The organism is Methanobacterium paludis, from assembly GCF_000214725.1.
GTDB classification, from domain to species: Archaea; Methanobacteriota; Methanobacteria; order Methanobacteriales; family Methanobacteriaceae; genus Methanobacterium_C; species Methanobacterium_C paludis.
Window position 1 is genome coordinate 1,108,386 of record NC_015574.1, and the last position, 14,506, is coordinate 1,122,891.

Sequence of the window (14,506 nt, forward strand, 5' to 3'; positions counted from 1 at the left end):
AAAAATCTAAAATGAAGGAATAGTAAGAATTGGATTTAGATTAAATCTCCATATCAGGGATGATTTTTAATTAATCCTTTCATATTTTCATATTTAGAAGAATAAAGTTAAAAACATGAATAAAATCCAAAATAAATACGTATAATAAAAGATAAATGAAAACAGAAGATTAATGGAAAAATAAATAATAGAAAATAATTATCAGATTAAATTCGAGCTTAAAAATCGAAATTATAATTAGAGAGGTTTCAAAATGACGAAAAGGAAGCAAATTGCAATATATGGAAAGGGCGGTATTGGAAAGTCCACAACAACCTCCAATTTAAGTGCGGCCCTTTCAGATATTGGTTACAGTGTAATGCAGATCGGCTGTGACCCGAAGAATGATTCAACAACCACATTACACAAGGGAAAAGCAATACCCACAGTTCTTGATACGGTCAGGAGTCGTTCAAACGATTTTGATAAGGTTATACATGAAGGTTACAATGGAGTGCAGTGTGTCGAAGCTGGAGGTCCAGAGCCAGGTGTGGGCTGTGCTGGTCGTGGTATTATTGCGGCCATTGAACTTCTGGATACAAACGGTATAATTGACGATTACGACCCGGACATTGTTATTTACGATGTGCTGGGTGATGTTGTATGCGGTGGATTTGCCATTCCAATCAGACAGGGAATTGCAGAACAGGTTTACACAGTAACATCTTCTGATTACATGGCAATTTATGCTGTTAACAATCTTTTTAAGGGAATATTAAAATATTCTGGAAGTGGTGGGGCTTTATTAGGTGGAATTATTGGTAACTCCATCAAGAGGATAGCTCAAAAAGACATGATAGATGATTTCAGTGATAAAACAGGTACAAATGTAATTGAATACATTCCAAGGTCTTCAACTGTCACTCAATGTGAGCTCGATGGTGTGACCACAATTGAAGGTGCTCCTGATTCACAACAGGCTCAGATTTACAGAGATCTGGCTCAAAAAATTGTAGACAACAAACAGAAATATATTCCTAAACCATTTGATGCAGATGATCTATCTGATTGGGCTTCAACATGGATTAATCGTATACTTACTGAAGAAAAGGTAAGTTCAAGGGGAATACAGAAAGAGGGGGGCGGTGTTTAAAATGTGTAGTTAGAATAGTCAGATACTGCAACAGGATATGTGGATATGTGAATTCATGAATTTTCATGAATTCCAAAAACATGATTTAAACAAAATAAGATTTAAGAAATAAGATTTAAGATTTAAAAAGATTTAAATTTTGAAAAATATCATTATTTGGTAAGATCTGCAATTTTGTGCAGACTTTACTTTATATATAAAGCATTTACTGGATTTGATGTATTTCCATCCAAAACTAACGAAAGTTTTATATATTAATAACTTGAGGATATAACAATTGTTATATAACTATAGTTATATACTAGAAAATTGAAATAATAACAAAGAAAAGGTGAAAAAAATGGTTAACATACCAGAACTTAAAAGGGGAATAGCAAACGACATAACTGAAACTATAGGAAACACGCCTTTAGTAAGGCTTAACAAATTGACAAAAGGACTTGATGCAGAAGTATTAGTAAAACTTGAATCATTCAACCCTGTAAGCAGCGTTAAAGATAGAATAGGGGTTGCCCTGATAGAAGAAGGAGAAAAACAGGGAAAAATTAAGGAAGGAACAGTACTTGTTGAACCTACAAGTGGTAACACAGGTATAGCACTTGCATTTGTTGCAGCAGCGAAAGGATACAGACTCATATTAACAATGCCAGACACAATGTCCATTGAAAGGAGGAAACTCCTTGCAGTCTTCGGAGCTGAGATCGTATTAACACCAGGTGCTAATGGAATGAAAGGAGCTGTAGCCAAAGCAGCAGAACTTGTTAAAGAAATACCAAACGCTATCAGCCCACAACAGTTTGAAAACCCTGCAAACCCTGAAATACACAAAAAAACCACTGCCGAAGAGATCTGGAGAGACACAGAAGGTAAAGCAGACATAATTGTTGCAGGAACAGGAACAGGAGGTACAATAACTGGAATTGCAGAAGTTCTAAAAGAAAGAAAACCAGGATTTAAAGCTGTGGCAATTGAACCTGAAACCTCACCAGTGTTATCAACTGGAACAGGAGGACCACACAAGATTCAGGGTATTGGACCTGGTTTCGTGCCTGGAGTACTCAACAGAGATGTCATTGATGAGATCATAACAGTTAAAGATGAAGACGCTGGAAAAACTTTAGTCAGACTCGCAAGGGAAGAAGGAATCTTTGCAGGAATATCCTCTGGAGCTGCAACATGGGCTGCAATTGAACTTGCAAAAAGGCCTGAAAACAAAGGAAAACAGATAGTTGTAATTCTTCCAGATACTGGAGAAAGATATTTAAGTATTGATTGGGTGTTCGAGGACATCTTCAAAGCAAATGAAGAAGTTTTCATCTAAAAATATTTAATTGAGTAGTTTATAATAAACTCTAAAGACACATGAATAGTATTAGACGCCCAAAATTAAGACGCCCATTTATTTAACCATGTGTCTTTAATTAAAATTTTTTTTAGGTGATTAATAATGTTTGATGGTTTAAAAGAAGATATAAACACAGTATTTTCAAGAGATCCTGCGGCAAGAAGTACAATTGAAGTGATTTTATGCTATCCCGGACTCCATGCACTATGGTTTCACAGATTGGCGCATTGGTTTTGGATCAGAAATCATTTCTTAGCCGGGCGTTTTATATCAGCCATCAGCAGACTTATAACCGGTATTGAAATACATCCTGAGGCAAAAATTGGGAGAAGAGTCTTCATAGACCACGGGATGGGTGTTGTAGTAGGGGAAACAGCAGAAATAGGTGATGATGTTCTTATATATCAAGGCGTAGTTCTTGGAGGAACCAGTCTGGAAAAGAAAAAACGCCACCCAACCATAGGTAGTGGAGTTGTAATTGGTTCAGGAGCAAAAATAATAGGAAATATTAAAATAGGAGACTGCTCAAAAGTTGGAGCAGGTTCTGTGGTTTTAAAATCAGCACCACCGGGTTCAACAGTTGTTGGAATACCAGGGAGAATTGTTCAGGAACAACGTAAATGTGCAATTGACTTAGATCATGGTAAACTACCAGATCCAGTGGCAGAGGTTATTACACTTATTTTGCAGCGTCAAGATGAACTTGAAAGCCAGATAAAAGAATTAGGAATATCTGCAGATATCATTAAAACGAATGGGTTTACAACAAAGAAAACAGAGATGGAAGAAATATTCTCTGAGGGAGCGGGCATATGAGCATCTTCCCCAAATCACTATTATAAAGTTTATTAAATTCAAAATTTAATTTAATTCAATAATAACTCGAATTCATTAATCATGAATTCACTAATAAATAAGATTCACCAATATCAAATTGTTATAAATTTAATTTTAAGAATCATTCATAATTCATATAACATAATAAGATTAAAATAAACTTTTTAGAAATTCAATAGGTATTTGAATAAAATAAGATTATTAACTAGATCATTAAACAAAGAAATAAGTTAAAATAACTTAAAAAGGAGTAATTCCAAAAAAGACTAAAAATAAAGGTATTAGATCGTTTAAATAGAATTTTTTAAACCTTTATTTCAAGATCTTAATAAATTAAATAAAAATGTGATTAAAATGAGACCACCTTGTGAAATAGTTGTATGGTATATTATTCCTACTATAAGGTCAGAGCTTGCTAAAGAACTGTTAAATTTGGGAATGAAACAGAAAGAAATTTCAGAACTACTGGACATAACCCAACCTGCAGTATCTCAGTATATAAGTGATAAAAGGGGACATGGAATCAAATTTACCGATGAAACCCATGAACTTATAAAAATATTTGCAAAGGACCTTAAAGATGGAAAATTAGACCAGAGTGGGATAATCTCCCGAATATGTGATATATGTAGACAAATTAAGACAGAGGAAATTGTTTGCCAGCTGCATAAAGAAAAGGACAACATACCCCTTAACTGCAATGCATGCGTTGGTTCAAATACACACCATATACCTCCCCTTTAAATGTCTTATTTTATCTACATTTAAATCGTAATAATTAACTGAGATGATTATAGATTTTCTTTTAAAATTTAGTATTATTAACATAAAAATAATTAATAATGTAAATATTGAAGAACATTGAAGATAAAATATTGAACAATAATTAAAATGAAGTTAAATATAATTAAAATATATATTTTATAAATGTAATTTTATAAATATATTATAAATAAAATGTAGATTAAAACTTATTTTAGATAAATTCAAAGATTAATAAATAAAAACTTATTTTAATCCTTAAGCCAGGAAATCAGATATGTGTGGAATAGCAGGTATAAAAGGGGAAAACATAGGTCCCGATCTGAAGAAGATGCTCATATCCATCAAGCACAGGGGGCCTGACGGTTCCGGTGTTTTTGTTGATGGTAAAGTATTACATGATGATCTGGGTAGTTTGGACGTTCCACAAGGTTCATTTGGAATTGGTCACAACTTGCTTTCAATCGTTGGTTCTGAAGTTTCCCAACCCTTAACTCGGGATAAGTTTGTTTTAGTTTGTAATGGGGAGATATACAACTTCAAAGAACTTAAAAAAGAATTTGATCTAAATTTTAAAACTGATTCTGATTGTGAAGTTGTATTAGGACTTATCCAAAAGTTTTATGAAGGATCACTTTATGAGGCCACTAAAAAAGCAATAAAATATCTTGATGGAGACTACGCCTTTGCAGTATATGATGGAACGAACTTTGCTGCGGTTAGAGATCCTATAGGTGTGAAACCTCTTTACTACGGTAAAAATGATGACAAAAAACGTTTTGCTTTTGCATCTGAACGGAAAGCCCTTTGGAATATTGGGATACAGGATGTTAAAACTCTTCCACCAAACCAAATGCTTTACAATGAAAAGCTAATTGATCTAGGGGACAGTTTAATTGAAAATAAGGCATTCAAAAAGGGATTAACTAAAAATAATTCAAATGAAAATAGATCAATTGATAAATCAACTGAAAATGGATTAAAATTAATAAATGAAGTAAAAACTGGAGTTATTACGCCAAAAAATACCTTTGAAAATGATTCGAAAGATATTGTATCAAAATATAGTTTAAAAAATCAATTAAAGAATTTTTTGATCGATTCAGTTGAAAAAAGGATAAAAGGACTTTCTAAAGTTGGAATAATATTTTCAGGTGGTGTGGACAGTACCATACTTGCTAAAATAGCACTTGATCTTGGAGTTGAGACATCACTTTACAGTGTTGGCCACAAGGACTCTGTTGACATTAAATTCGCTAGAAGGGCTGCACATGATATGGGTCTCCCACTGATGGTTCGAACCGTGGATGTTGACGATGTCAGAAAATATACGAAGCTGGTATTAAATGCAATAGAAGAGTTCAATATCATGAAATTAGGTGTTGGAATGCCATCCTACATTGCATCTGAGATGGGGCACCATGATGGTTTAAAGGTCATGCTTTCGGGTCAAGGTGCAGACGAACTTTTCGCAGGGTACCATCGTTACCTCAAATTTTATGAAGAGAAGGGTGAAAAAACCCAGGAAGACCTTAAACTGGATATTTTCAATCTTTACCACGTGAATTTGCAGAGGGATGATTCTGTGACCATGGCCAACAGTATTGAGCTTCGTGTTCCTTTTCTGGACATGAATATTATAAATCTGGCAATGGATATACCCATGAAATATAAAATAAACAATTATAACGACAATCTCAGGAAATGCATCCTCAGAGAAGTTGCAGCAGAGCTTGGAGTCCCTGATGAAATTGTAAAAAGGCCTAAAAAAGCTGCACAGTACGGTTCTGGTATCCACAAGATTCTGGTGAAGAAGGTTTTAAAGGATGAGAACTACAAAAATAAGTTAGAAGAATATTTAAAATACTAAGAACTCCAGATTAATTTATTAAATTCAAACATAATCCAAATAATCCGACAGATCCAAATTAACGATGGATCCATTTTAACAGATAAAAAAAATACGATGGATCCATTTAAAGAGATCTTAAAGACTAAAAAGAGATCTTAAAGACTAAAGATGGATCATTCAAGAGATTTTAATAAATGGATGGATCATCGAATTGATTAAATTTGAAGAGAATCACTGGCATTTGATTAATCCTGATAAATTCCATTAATGCATAATTATTTGAAGTTCAACCTTAAATTGGGGGAAATACAGTTGAAAATAGAAAAAGAAGCCGAAATAATACTGGAAAAATTTTCAAAAGCACTTCAAGACATCCCTGAACTTGAAGAAACATACTATCTTGTGGATAATGTGAACCTTTCACGTGAAGACTGCGGTGAAGATAAAAATCCTGAAAAAATCCTTAGAAATGCTCATATAGATGAACAAGGTCATCTTGTAACTGAAAAAGGAAAATGGACAAAATAAAATGAGGGCGGAATAAAATGAGATTAAATCTTGTTTTAGAACTTTTAGATGTTCCAGGGCAGCTTTTAGATGCATTGGAACCAATAGGAAAGCTTGGAGCTAACATAGTTGCTGTAATCCACCAGAGAGATGTGAAGACTGAACGTGGAACAATACCTGTTCACATAACCATAGAGGGAGATAAGGAAACTCTTAAAACAGTATTAGAATCTATGGAAGAACGTAAAGTCCAGATAATGGAAGTTGATGGTGTTGTCCGAAAAGAAGAGGTCACAACAGTTATCATTGGAAACATTAACCAGGATTTGAAGGAAACTGTAGGCTTTCTGGATGGAATTGACGGTGTAAGGGTGGCTGACCTTGATCTGAAAATGTCAGATCATCCTGAACAATCTGCCTCAAAGATCGTAATTGAAGCAGATTACGGCATGAAAAAAGATTTATTAAAGAAAATAAAAGAAATTGGAAATTCAAAAGGATTTTTAGTCATAAACGAGGTTTAAAGAGTCAGCCATAAGATTTAAAGTGTTTAAATAGGAATATGGTTTAAATTAAGTATAAATGGTTTATTTAACTGTAACTCATTAGTACACTGTAATCATTATTATGGTTAAATTAAACAAGTTAAACGATTTTTAATTTAAACAAATATCCTTAAACATATTTTAAATCTCACTTTTAAATGGGGGAATTTGATGAGGATATGTATCATTGGTTTTGGAGCTGTTGGACAGGGAGTTGCAAGGGTCTTCTCCATGAAGAGGAATAAAATAAAACAGAAATACGGTCTGGACCTTGAGTTGGTGGCTGCAACAGACAGTGAAGGTGCGGTAATATCTGAAGGGGGACTGGATCCTGATCTGCTCATTGAAACAAAGAAAAAGACAGGTAAAGTATCTGAATACCCAAAATACGGGGTTTCTGGTCTTTCAGGCTATGAAGTCATGGATACAGTTGAATATGACTGCCTTATTGAAGTCACACCAACCAACATTGATGATGGAGAACCTGCAAGAACTCACATCCTTAAAGCCATAGAAAATGGTAAAGATGTTGTAACATCAAATAAAGGCCCTCTAGCACTTTCTTACAGGGAAATTGTCGATAAAGCAAAATCTAATGGTGTTGAATTTAAATTCGAAGCATCTGTAGGTGGCGCAATGCCTATTTTGAACTTTGCACATGAAACACTTGCAGGCTGCGATATAAACTCTGTCTTTGGTATTTTGAATGGTACAACTAATTTTATTCTTTCAAGAATGGCTAAAGAAGGTTCTTCTTATGAGCAAACCCTTAAAGAAGCTCAACAATTGGGAATAGCTGAGACAAACCCTGCACAAGATGTTGATGGTATAGATGCTGCTTGTAAAGTGGTTATACTGGCAAATTCTATATTAAATAGGGATGTTTCATTTAAAGATGTTGAAATAGACGGTATATCAAAGATAACCCCGGGATCAATAGAACTTGCAAAAAAAGAGGGTTACCTCATAAAATTAATAGGTGAAGCCTCGCAAGAAACCCTTGAAGTATCGCCACGGCTTGTAAGGGAAGGATCACCCTTTGCTGTTGGAGGTACGTTGAACGTTGCAACCCTTAAAACCGACCTTGCAGAAGACGTTACTGTAGTTGGAAAGGGAGCAGGATCAGTTGAAACAGCATCAGCAATCTTAAGCGATATTATCAGTATATGGAAAGTCAGGAAATGAATATTTAAAGTAACTTTAAAGAAAAATAAACCAATAAATATGAATTGAGGTAGATTAATTAAAATTATCAAATTATTTTTTTTATTTTACTTTAAAAATTTATTTACCCATGTAACTGTACTTAAGGTTTAAAAGATCATAAAAATAACGTATTATGTGATTATAAAGAGGATTAAACATGAAATATGTGGTAGTTATAGGGGATGGAATGGCAGATTACTCCCTTGAAGAGCTTGGCGGTAAAACGCCCCTTCAAAGTGCAAAAATCCCAAATATGGATTATATTGCATCCAATGGTGTAAGTGGAATGCTTAAAACTGTACCCAAAAATATGGAACCGGGATCTGATGTTGCAAACCTTTCAATTTTAGGTTACAACCCAGAGGAATTTTATACAGGCAGAGGCCCCTTGGAAGCTGCAAGTATTGGGGCAAATTTGGATAATGGTAATGTCGCATTTAGATGCAACTTCATAACTGAAAAAGATGGTTTACTTGCAGATTTCAATGCAGGCCACATAAGTACAGGAGAAGGATCAGAGCTTATAGAAGCCCTGAATCAGAATTTTTACAGGTTCGGAAAATTTTATCTGGGCACAAGTTACAGAAACCTCTTTGTTTTTAACGATAAGAAATCTGCAGAATTGAAATCCACACCTCCACACGATGTTGTTGGAGACCCGTTCATGGACAACCTGCTAAACCCTCGTGAAGATGAGAACGCCAGGATTTTGAATGGAATAATGCAGGATTCAAAGAGTGTACTTGAGAACCATCCAGTTAATAAAAGAAGAATTGAATCTGGTAAGAATCCCGCCAACATGATATGGCTGTGGGGTCAGGGTGTGAAACCTAAAATGCCTCAATTTTCAGAAAAATACGGTCTTAAAGGCGCTACAATCACAGGTGTGGACCTTATAAAGGGTATAGGAATGTACCTGGGCCTCACAAATATTCATGTACCCGGAGCCACAGGTTATTACGACACTGATTACTGTGGAAAGGCAAAATATGCACTTGATGCACTTCAAGATCACGATCTAGTATTTCTTCATGTTGAAGCCCCTGATGAGGCTGGTCACGCCGGTGATCTCGGGGAGAAAATGAAAGCCATGGAACGCATCGACTCAAGAATCCTTGGAAAACTCCTTAAAAATCTTCCATCCTTCGGAGATTATGCAATTGCAATACTTCCGGATCATCCAACCCCAGTTCATGTCAAAACTCACACGAGAGATCCTGTTCCATATGCAATGTATTCTACAGGTGGTGTTCGAGATGATGTACAGAGATACGATGAAATATCTGCGAAAACAGGTTCTCAGGGAGTTATGGAAGGTTACAAATTCATGAAAAACTTTATAGAATATGCAAAGTCTAGATAAAACCTAAAAAATTTGAGATTAAATCTAAATCCAAACCTGAAAATAAAAATCTAAGTAAAAACTAAATACTTTAAAATGTCTAATTTTTATTTTTAATCTTTTTTAGGGATTTATCCTTATTTTATTTAGTTTTAAATTGATTAAATTATTTTTAAGCTCTTTAAATTCATAGGGTGGTAAATATATAAATCTTATAAAGAAGAACATCAATACTCATAATAAATATTTTGTGCTTTTTATATGAAGCTTTTTGGTGGAAAATGTTTTGATGGAGGTTTATGAAACTTGGTTTTACGCTCATCGATTTTAATAGGTAAATTAACAAAGTTTGCGCTTAATGCGGTAGGTATGGGAGCTACGGCACTCCCCGGAAAGGTTGCACTTAAAATTGATCCTGATCTTTTAAGTGTTTTAGATGCCCGATGTGAAAAGAAAGTTATTGTAACGGGTACAAATGGTAAAACAACCACTAATAATTTAATATATCATATTTTAACAGGTAAATATGGAAGTGTGCTCTCAAATCTTAAGGGAGCCAACATGCCCCAGGGAGTGGCAAGTGCCTTCATTAACAACACCAAAAAGAAGTATGATTGGGGTGTTTTTGAAGTAGATGAAGGCTCCTTCAAGGAAGTTGTCAATTACATCAAACCTGATTACGTAATAATAACTAATTTTTTCAGGGATCAACTGGATAGGTACGGAGAAATAGAACATACATCCCAGATAGTCTACGATGCCCTGAAACCTTTAGATTCAACGCTGATCCTCAACGCTGATGATCCATCTGTAGTGAAGTTCAAAGAACTTGGTAAAAAAAATGTTTACTATGGGGTTAGTGAAAACGATTTCAGCGACAAATATCAGATGGTAATTGAAACACGTTTCTGCCCATTATGCATGGACCGTCTTGAATATGAATACTTTAATTATGGCCAGCTTGGCAAATATTATTGTAAAAATTGTGGATTAGAAAACCCAACCTATGATTATAGGATATCATCAATAAAATATAGAAATGATGAATACTATTTTGACGTTGTTGCAGCTGATAAAAAGATTGAAAATTTACGTTTTGGGTATGAAGGTATTTACAACGCATACAATTGCTGTGCAGCTCTTGCATTCTGTCTGGAAATAGGTATGGATGTAGAAATGGTCACAGAAAGAATAGAAAACTTTGAATACCATCTTGGAAGAATGGAAAACTTTGAATTCCCAGACAAAACAGTGAAACTTGTCCTTTCTAAAAATCCCATAGGATTGACCGAAGTTATAAAGGTCATATTCAGTGATGAAAGAAAAAAATCGGTTCTATTCATCCTTAATGATAACCCTGCAGATGGCAAAGATATTTCATGGATATGGGACGCTGATATGGGAAGATTGAAGGATATAAAAAACTTAGATTCTGTTTACTGCTCTGGAATAAGGGCCGAAGACATTGCACTCAGGATCAAATATGCCGATGTCCCCTCAAAAATTGTTAAAACAATTAAAAGAGTTAAAAGGGAAGATGGAATAGAAACTGCTATTTCACAAGTTTTAACTGAAAAAGTAGATGTTGTTTATGTTCTTCCAACCTATACTGCAGTTTTCAAGGCCCGAGATATTTTATTAAAACATCTCAAAAGTTCAGAAAGTTCTCTAAAGGATTAATAAAATAGATTGATAATAAAATTTATAAAATTTAATTTAATTCACAAATTTCACAAAACAAAGCAAAGAAGGAAGTTTTGTAAATTAAAGAAGATGGGAATCATAAAATATAATTTGATAAAGGAATTGGGATTAGAGAAATTTGAGATTACAGATTATAAAAGGATAAGGGGATAACAAATGGAAGCAAATGGAGAGAAAGGATTAGATCAAGGAAATATGGAGCTCAAAATTTTCCACATGTACCCTGATCTTTTAAACCTTTACGGGGATATTGGCAATGTAATATGCTTGAAAAAGCGGTGTGAATGGAGAGGAATAAATGTTGAGGTAGTAGACTTCACTCTCAACCAGGAAAAGGATCTCAAAACTGGTGATATATTTTTCATGGGCGGAGGATCAGATAGAGGGCAAAAAATCGTCTATTCCCATCTTTTAAAGTATAAAAAAGATGTTAATGCACTGATTGAAGATGGAAAGGTTTTTCTGGCAATATGTGGGGGCTATCAATTTTTAGGTGAAAGCTACATTGATGCTGAAGGCAATGAAATCCCTGGACTTGGAATATTTGATTACCGCACCGAAAGCGAAGAAGGCAGGTTGATTGGGAATATAATAATTAAAAATCAGCTTGGACTAAGTCCTAAAACAATTGTTGGATTTGAGAACCATGGAGGCAGAACCTACCACCATCATGACCCCCTTGGAGCTGTTAAGGTAGGTCGAGGCAACAACGGAAAGGACAGCTCTGAAGGAATGGTTTATAAAAACTGTGTAGGAACCTATCTTCACGGACCAGTTCTTCCAAAAAATCCTCATCTGGCAGATTATCTTATTTTAAAGGCTCTGGAAAATAAGTATGGTATTAAGACCTTGCCAGAACTTGATGATGACCTGGAATATGCAGCCCATAAAAGGGTTAAGGAACTTTACTGTAAATGATGTTGTTCCAATATTTTCATCATAATCCTTTTGTAGAATTATCAATCAATGTCATATTTTAATAAATGTAAGATTTACTATCTTCCATTAAGTATGATAATTAAAGGATATGAGGGCATAATATATAAAATAGATGTCTAATTTTCTTCCAAAAGTTCCTTATATCTCATTTCCAAGAGTTCCTTATATCCCATAATATACTCTGTTATTAATATTCTAATTAGATATGATTTATTAACATTGCACCTGGCATTTGATGCATTCTATTTTATTGACGATCTTTTGATGGTTTTAATAATCTAATTGTAATTATTTTATGTCATGTTTAGCTACAATTTGACATACCTAAAACTTTTTATTAAGCTATCTTTTTCTATGTTCTCATCTTAAAAGTAGTTCCAAACGTTCATCTAAGTATTATTATAGAAAATCGATTAATTTATTAATTTAATAACATAACTCTTAATTTAAGATGTTACAATCCGTGCAGTTTACTGTAAGTTTTGAAAGTATTGTTATGAATCAGGGCGTAGGAATATGAACATAACGAAATTAGTAAAGGATTCTTTGAGATATCCGTTTTCAGATTGGAAAAAAATTTTGATTTTAGGAGTTTTAATAGTTATCATGGATATGTCAAATTTAAAAGTATATATGGCATTAGTTGGTACAAATGTTGCAGTAAACTGGCTTTTAAATATAATTGGATTTTTATCTGGCTTATTTGTAATAGGTTACTTGTTTAGAATTATAAAATCATCCTTGGATGGTGTTGTAGACCTTCCAAAATTTAACTCATGGGTTGAAATGTTTCTAAACGGCATCAAAGTGATTATTCTTCGTGTTGTTTATTTAATTCCTGCTATTTTGATCATACTGGTTTTTACAATTTTTGCAATGGGGTCCTTTTCCTTAATTTTAGAAAAAATTTTAGAACTTATTTGGTCAAATCCATTATTTTTAGGTGATCAGGGAATTGGTAATAATATTGTAACTTTATATATTCTCATAATTATCCCGATATTAGCGGTTGCAATAGCAAATATGGCACATAATAACGGTGAATTACATGCTGCCTTTAGATTTCATGAAATAATTGATGAAATCGTAAATATAGGTTGGGGAAACCTTTTAGTATGGTACATAGTGATTGGACTTGTTTATGGCATCTTGGCAGTTATAGGATTAATTTTAGTTAATATTTTCTATTTTAATTCCTCATATCATAGTACAAGTTTTAATTCCCTTAAATTTTAGTTCCGTATCTTGAAATGTATTTTGCCAGATCAAATGGCATTATTTTACATCTCAGGAAGCTTAGGATATTTAAAATGTGAAAAATGTGGAGGATATTATGAATTACAGGAAGGAGAATCTCCAGAAGATTTCGAAGAATGTGAATGCGGTGGAAAATTAAAATACTATGATTCGTTTGGCAAATATGGTAATGAGAATCCTAACCTCAAATTAAATTATGAAAGAAAAACATGACTTTTAAGTATTAAATTTGCAAAAAAAGAACTCTTTGAAACAGAATTATTAATTCAATACCATTTATACATCATATAAATATTTGAAGATCATATATGTGGAGTTTTATTTTAAGGGGATTATAAAAGAGATTGGGAAACGTGATTATATGTTTTTTAGGGAACGTAATTTGGGAATGTCACAGAATAAAAGGGATTTACTTGAGAGCATATCTTTTCATATATTATTGGGAGGATATCTATGAAACTATTTGGTTTTGTTAAAAATAAGTTGGATAAAGAAGAGTGTATTATGAAAGGTAATAAATATTTAGATGAAGGTAAATTTGATAAAGCTTTGAAATGTTTTGATAATGGTTTAAAGATTGATTCAAAAGATGTTCGTTTATGGAATAATAAGGGTTTGGCTTTTAAGGGGCTTAAAGAATTTGATAAAGCTTTGAAATGTTTTGATAAAGCTTTAAAAATGGATCCAGAGTATGTTGATGTTTTACAAAGTAAAGGTGTGATTTTCTATGATAGAGGAGAATATGAAAAGGCTTTAAGTTGTTTTGAAAAGGTTGTGGATTTGGATCCAGAGTATGTTAAGGCATGTAATACTAAAGGTTTAGTTCTTGGAACAACTAAAAAATATCAAGAAGCCATTAAATGCTTTGATAAAGCTTTAGAGTTGGATTCACAAAATACTGATGTATGGTATGGTAAAGGTTTAGTTCTTGGAAAAGCTAAAAAATATCAAGAAGCCATTAAATGCTTTGATAAGGCTTTAGAGTTGAATCCCAATTTTGAACCTGCAAAAGAGGCGAAAAAATTGGTAGTATATGTTGATCACCATTAAATGGGTGATATTATTCGGGTGCAACTGT

Annotated in this window: 14 protein-coding genes; all 14 read left to right on the forward strand. The window is 33.6% G+C overall.

Translation table 11 applies throughout. From position 1 onward, the window contains the following. Positions 1-253 precede the first annotated feature (253 nt). Entirely contained in the window at positions 254-1,132 is an 879-nt protein-coding gene (locus MSWAN_RS05100; RefSeq protein ID WP_013825545.1) for a nucleotide-binding protein, read from the forward strand. Between the two features lie 340 nt (positions 1,133-1,472). Further along, a complete protein-coding gene (gene cysK, locus MSWAN_RS05105) occupies positions 1,473-2,453 on the forward strand; it encodes a cysteine synthase A (RefSeq protein ID WP_013825546.1) in 981 nt (326 codons plus the stop codon). Positions 2,454-2,579: 126 nt separating this feature from the next. Then, entirely contained in the window at positions 2,580-3,293 is a 714-nt protein-coding gene (cysE, locus tag MSWAN_RS05110) for a serine O-acetyltransferase (RefSeq protein ID WP_013825547.1), read from the forward strand. Positions 3,294-3,668: 375 nt separating this feature from the next. Continuing rightward, positions 3,669-4,058, forward strand: coding sequence for a transcriptional regulator (locus tag MSWAN_RS05115; RefSeq protein ID WP_013825548.1), 390 nt, complete (start codon positions 3,669-3,671; stop codon positions 4,056-4,058). A 295-nt stretch (positions 4,059-4,353) separates the two neighbouring features. Beyond that, the gene (gene asnB, locus MSWAN_RS05120) at positions 4,354-5,946 is read left to right on the forward strand and encodes an asparagine synthase (glutamine-hydrolyzing) (protein ID WP_013825549.1); all 1,593 of its coding nucleotides are present in this window, start codon (positions 4,354-4,356) and stop codon (positions 5,944-5,946) included. 294 nt (positions 5,947-6,240) lie between these two features. After that, a complete protein-coding gene (gene gatC / locus MSWAN_RS05125; protein ID WP_013825550.1) occupies positions 6,241-6,456 on the forward strand; it encodes an Asp-tRNA(Asn) amidotransferase subunit GatC in 216 nt (71 codons plus the stop codon). A 17-nt stretch (positions 6,457-6,473) separates the two neighbouring features. Further along, positions 6,474-6,959 carry an amino acid-binding protein gene (locus MSWAN_RS05130; RefSeq protein WP_013825551.1) on the forward strand — a complete coding sequence of 162 codons (486 nt, stop codon included), beginning with the start codon at positions 6,474-6,476 and terminating at the stop codon, positions 6,957-6,959. A 192-nt stretch (positions 6,960-7,151) separates the two neighbouring features. Continuing rightward, positions 7,152-8,165, forward strand: a complete 1,014-nt coding sequence (locus tag MSWAN_RS05135) for a homoserine dehydrogenase (RefSeq protein ID WP_013825552.1) — start codon at positions 7,152-7,154, stop codon at positions 8,163-8,165. Between the two features lie 178 nt (positions 8,166-8,343). Further along, positions 8,344-9,549, forward strand: coding sequence for a cofactor-independent phosphoglycerate mutase (locus MSWAN_RS05140; RefSeq protein ID WP_013825553.1), 1,206 nt, complete (start codon positions 8,344-8,346; stop codon positions 9,547-9,549). Positions 9,550-9,834: 285 nt separating this feature from the next. Next, complete coding sequence (locus MSWAN_RS05145; protein ID WP_013825554.1) at positions 9,835-11,208, forward strand: Mur ligase family protein; 1,374 nt, start codon at positions 9,835-9,837, stop codon at positions 11,206-11,208. 180 nt (positions 11,209-11,388) lie between these two features. Further along, the gene (locus tag MSWAN_RS05150; RefSeq protein WP_013825555.1) at positions 11,389-12,150 is read left to right on the forward strand and encodes a type 1 glutamine amidotransferase; all 762 of its coding nucleotides are present in this window, start codon (positions 11,389-11,391) and stop codon (positions 12,148-12,150) included. A 537-nt stretch (positions 12,151-12,687) separates the two neighbouring features. Next, the gene (locus tag MSWAN_RS05155; RefSeq protein ID WP_052296844.1) at positions 12,688-13,407 is read left to right on the forward strand and encodes a DUF4013 domain-containing protein; all 720 of its coding nucleotides are present in this window, start codon (positions 12,688-12,690) and stop codon (positions 13,405-13,407) included. A 33-nt stretch (positions 13,408-13,440) separates the two neighbouring features. Continuing rightward, a complete protein-coding gene (locus MSWAN_RS12900) occupies positions 13,441-13,641 on the forward strand; it encodes a hypothetical protein (protein WP_162530331.1) in 201 nt (66 codons plus the stop codon). Between the two features lie 240 nt (positions 13,642-13,881). Then, a complete protein-coding gene (locus MSWAN_RS05165) occupies positions 13,882-14,478 on the forward strand; it encodes a tetratricopeptide repeat protein (RefSeq protein ID WP_013825556.1) in 597 nt (198 codons plus the stop codon). Positions 14,479-14,506 lie beyond the last annotated feature (28 nt).

Coding starts and splice junctions, on each gene's coding strand:
- MSWAN_RS05100 (WP_013825545.1), top strand. CDS start 254: ATGACGAAAAGGAAGCAAATTGCAATATATGGAAAGGGCGGTATTGGA.
- cysK (WP_013825546.1), top strand. CDS start 1,473: ATGGTTAACATACCAGAACTTAAAAGGGGAATAGCAAACGACATAACT.
- cysE (WP_013825547.1), top strand. CDS start 2,580: ATGTTTGATGGTTTAAAAGAAGATATAAACACAGTATTTTCAAGAGAT.
- MSWAN_RS05115 (WP_013825548.1), top strand. CDS start 3,669: ATGAGACCACCTTGTGAAATAGTTGTATGGTATATTATTCCTACTATA.
- asnB (WP_013825549.1), top strand. CDS start 4,354: ATGTGTGGAATAGCAGGTATAAAAGGGGAAAACATAGGTCCCGATCTG.
- MSWAN_RS05130 (WP_013825551.1), top strand. CDS start 6,474: ATGAGATTAAATCTTGTTTTAGAACTTTTAGATGTTCCAGGGCAGCTT.
- MSWAN_RS05135 (WP_013825552.1), top strand. CDS start 7,152: ATGAGGATATGTATCATTGGTTTTGGAGCTGTTGGACAGGGAGTTGCA.
- MSWAN_RS05140 (WP_013825553.1), top strand. CDS start 8,344: ATGAAATATGTGGTAGTTATAGGGGATGGAATGGCAGATTACTCCCTT.
- MSWAN_RS05150 (WP_013825555.1), top strand. CDS start 11,389: ATGGAAGCAAATGGAGAGAAAGGATTAGATCAAGGAAATATGGAGCTC.
- MSWAN_RS05155 (WP_052296844.1), top strand. CDS start 12,688: ATGAACATAACGAAATTAGTAAAGGATTCTTTGAGATATCCGTTTTCA.
- MSWAN_RS12900 (WP_162530331.1), top strand. CDS start 13,441: ATGGCATTATTTTACATCTCAGGAAGCTTAGGATATTTAAAATGTGAA.
- MSWAN_RS05165 (WP_013825556.1), top strand. CDS start 13,882: ATGAAACTATTTGGTTTTGTTAAAAATAAGTTGGATAAAGAAGAGTGT.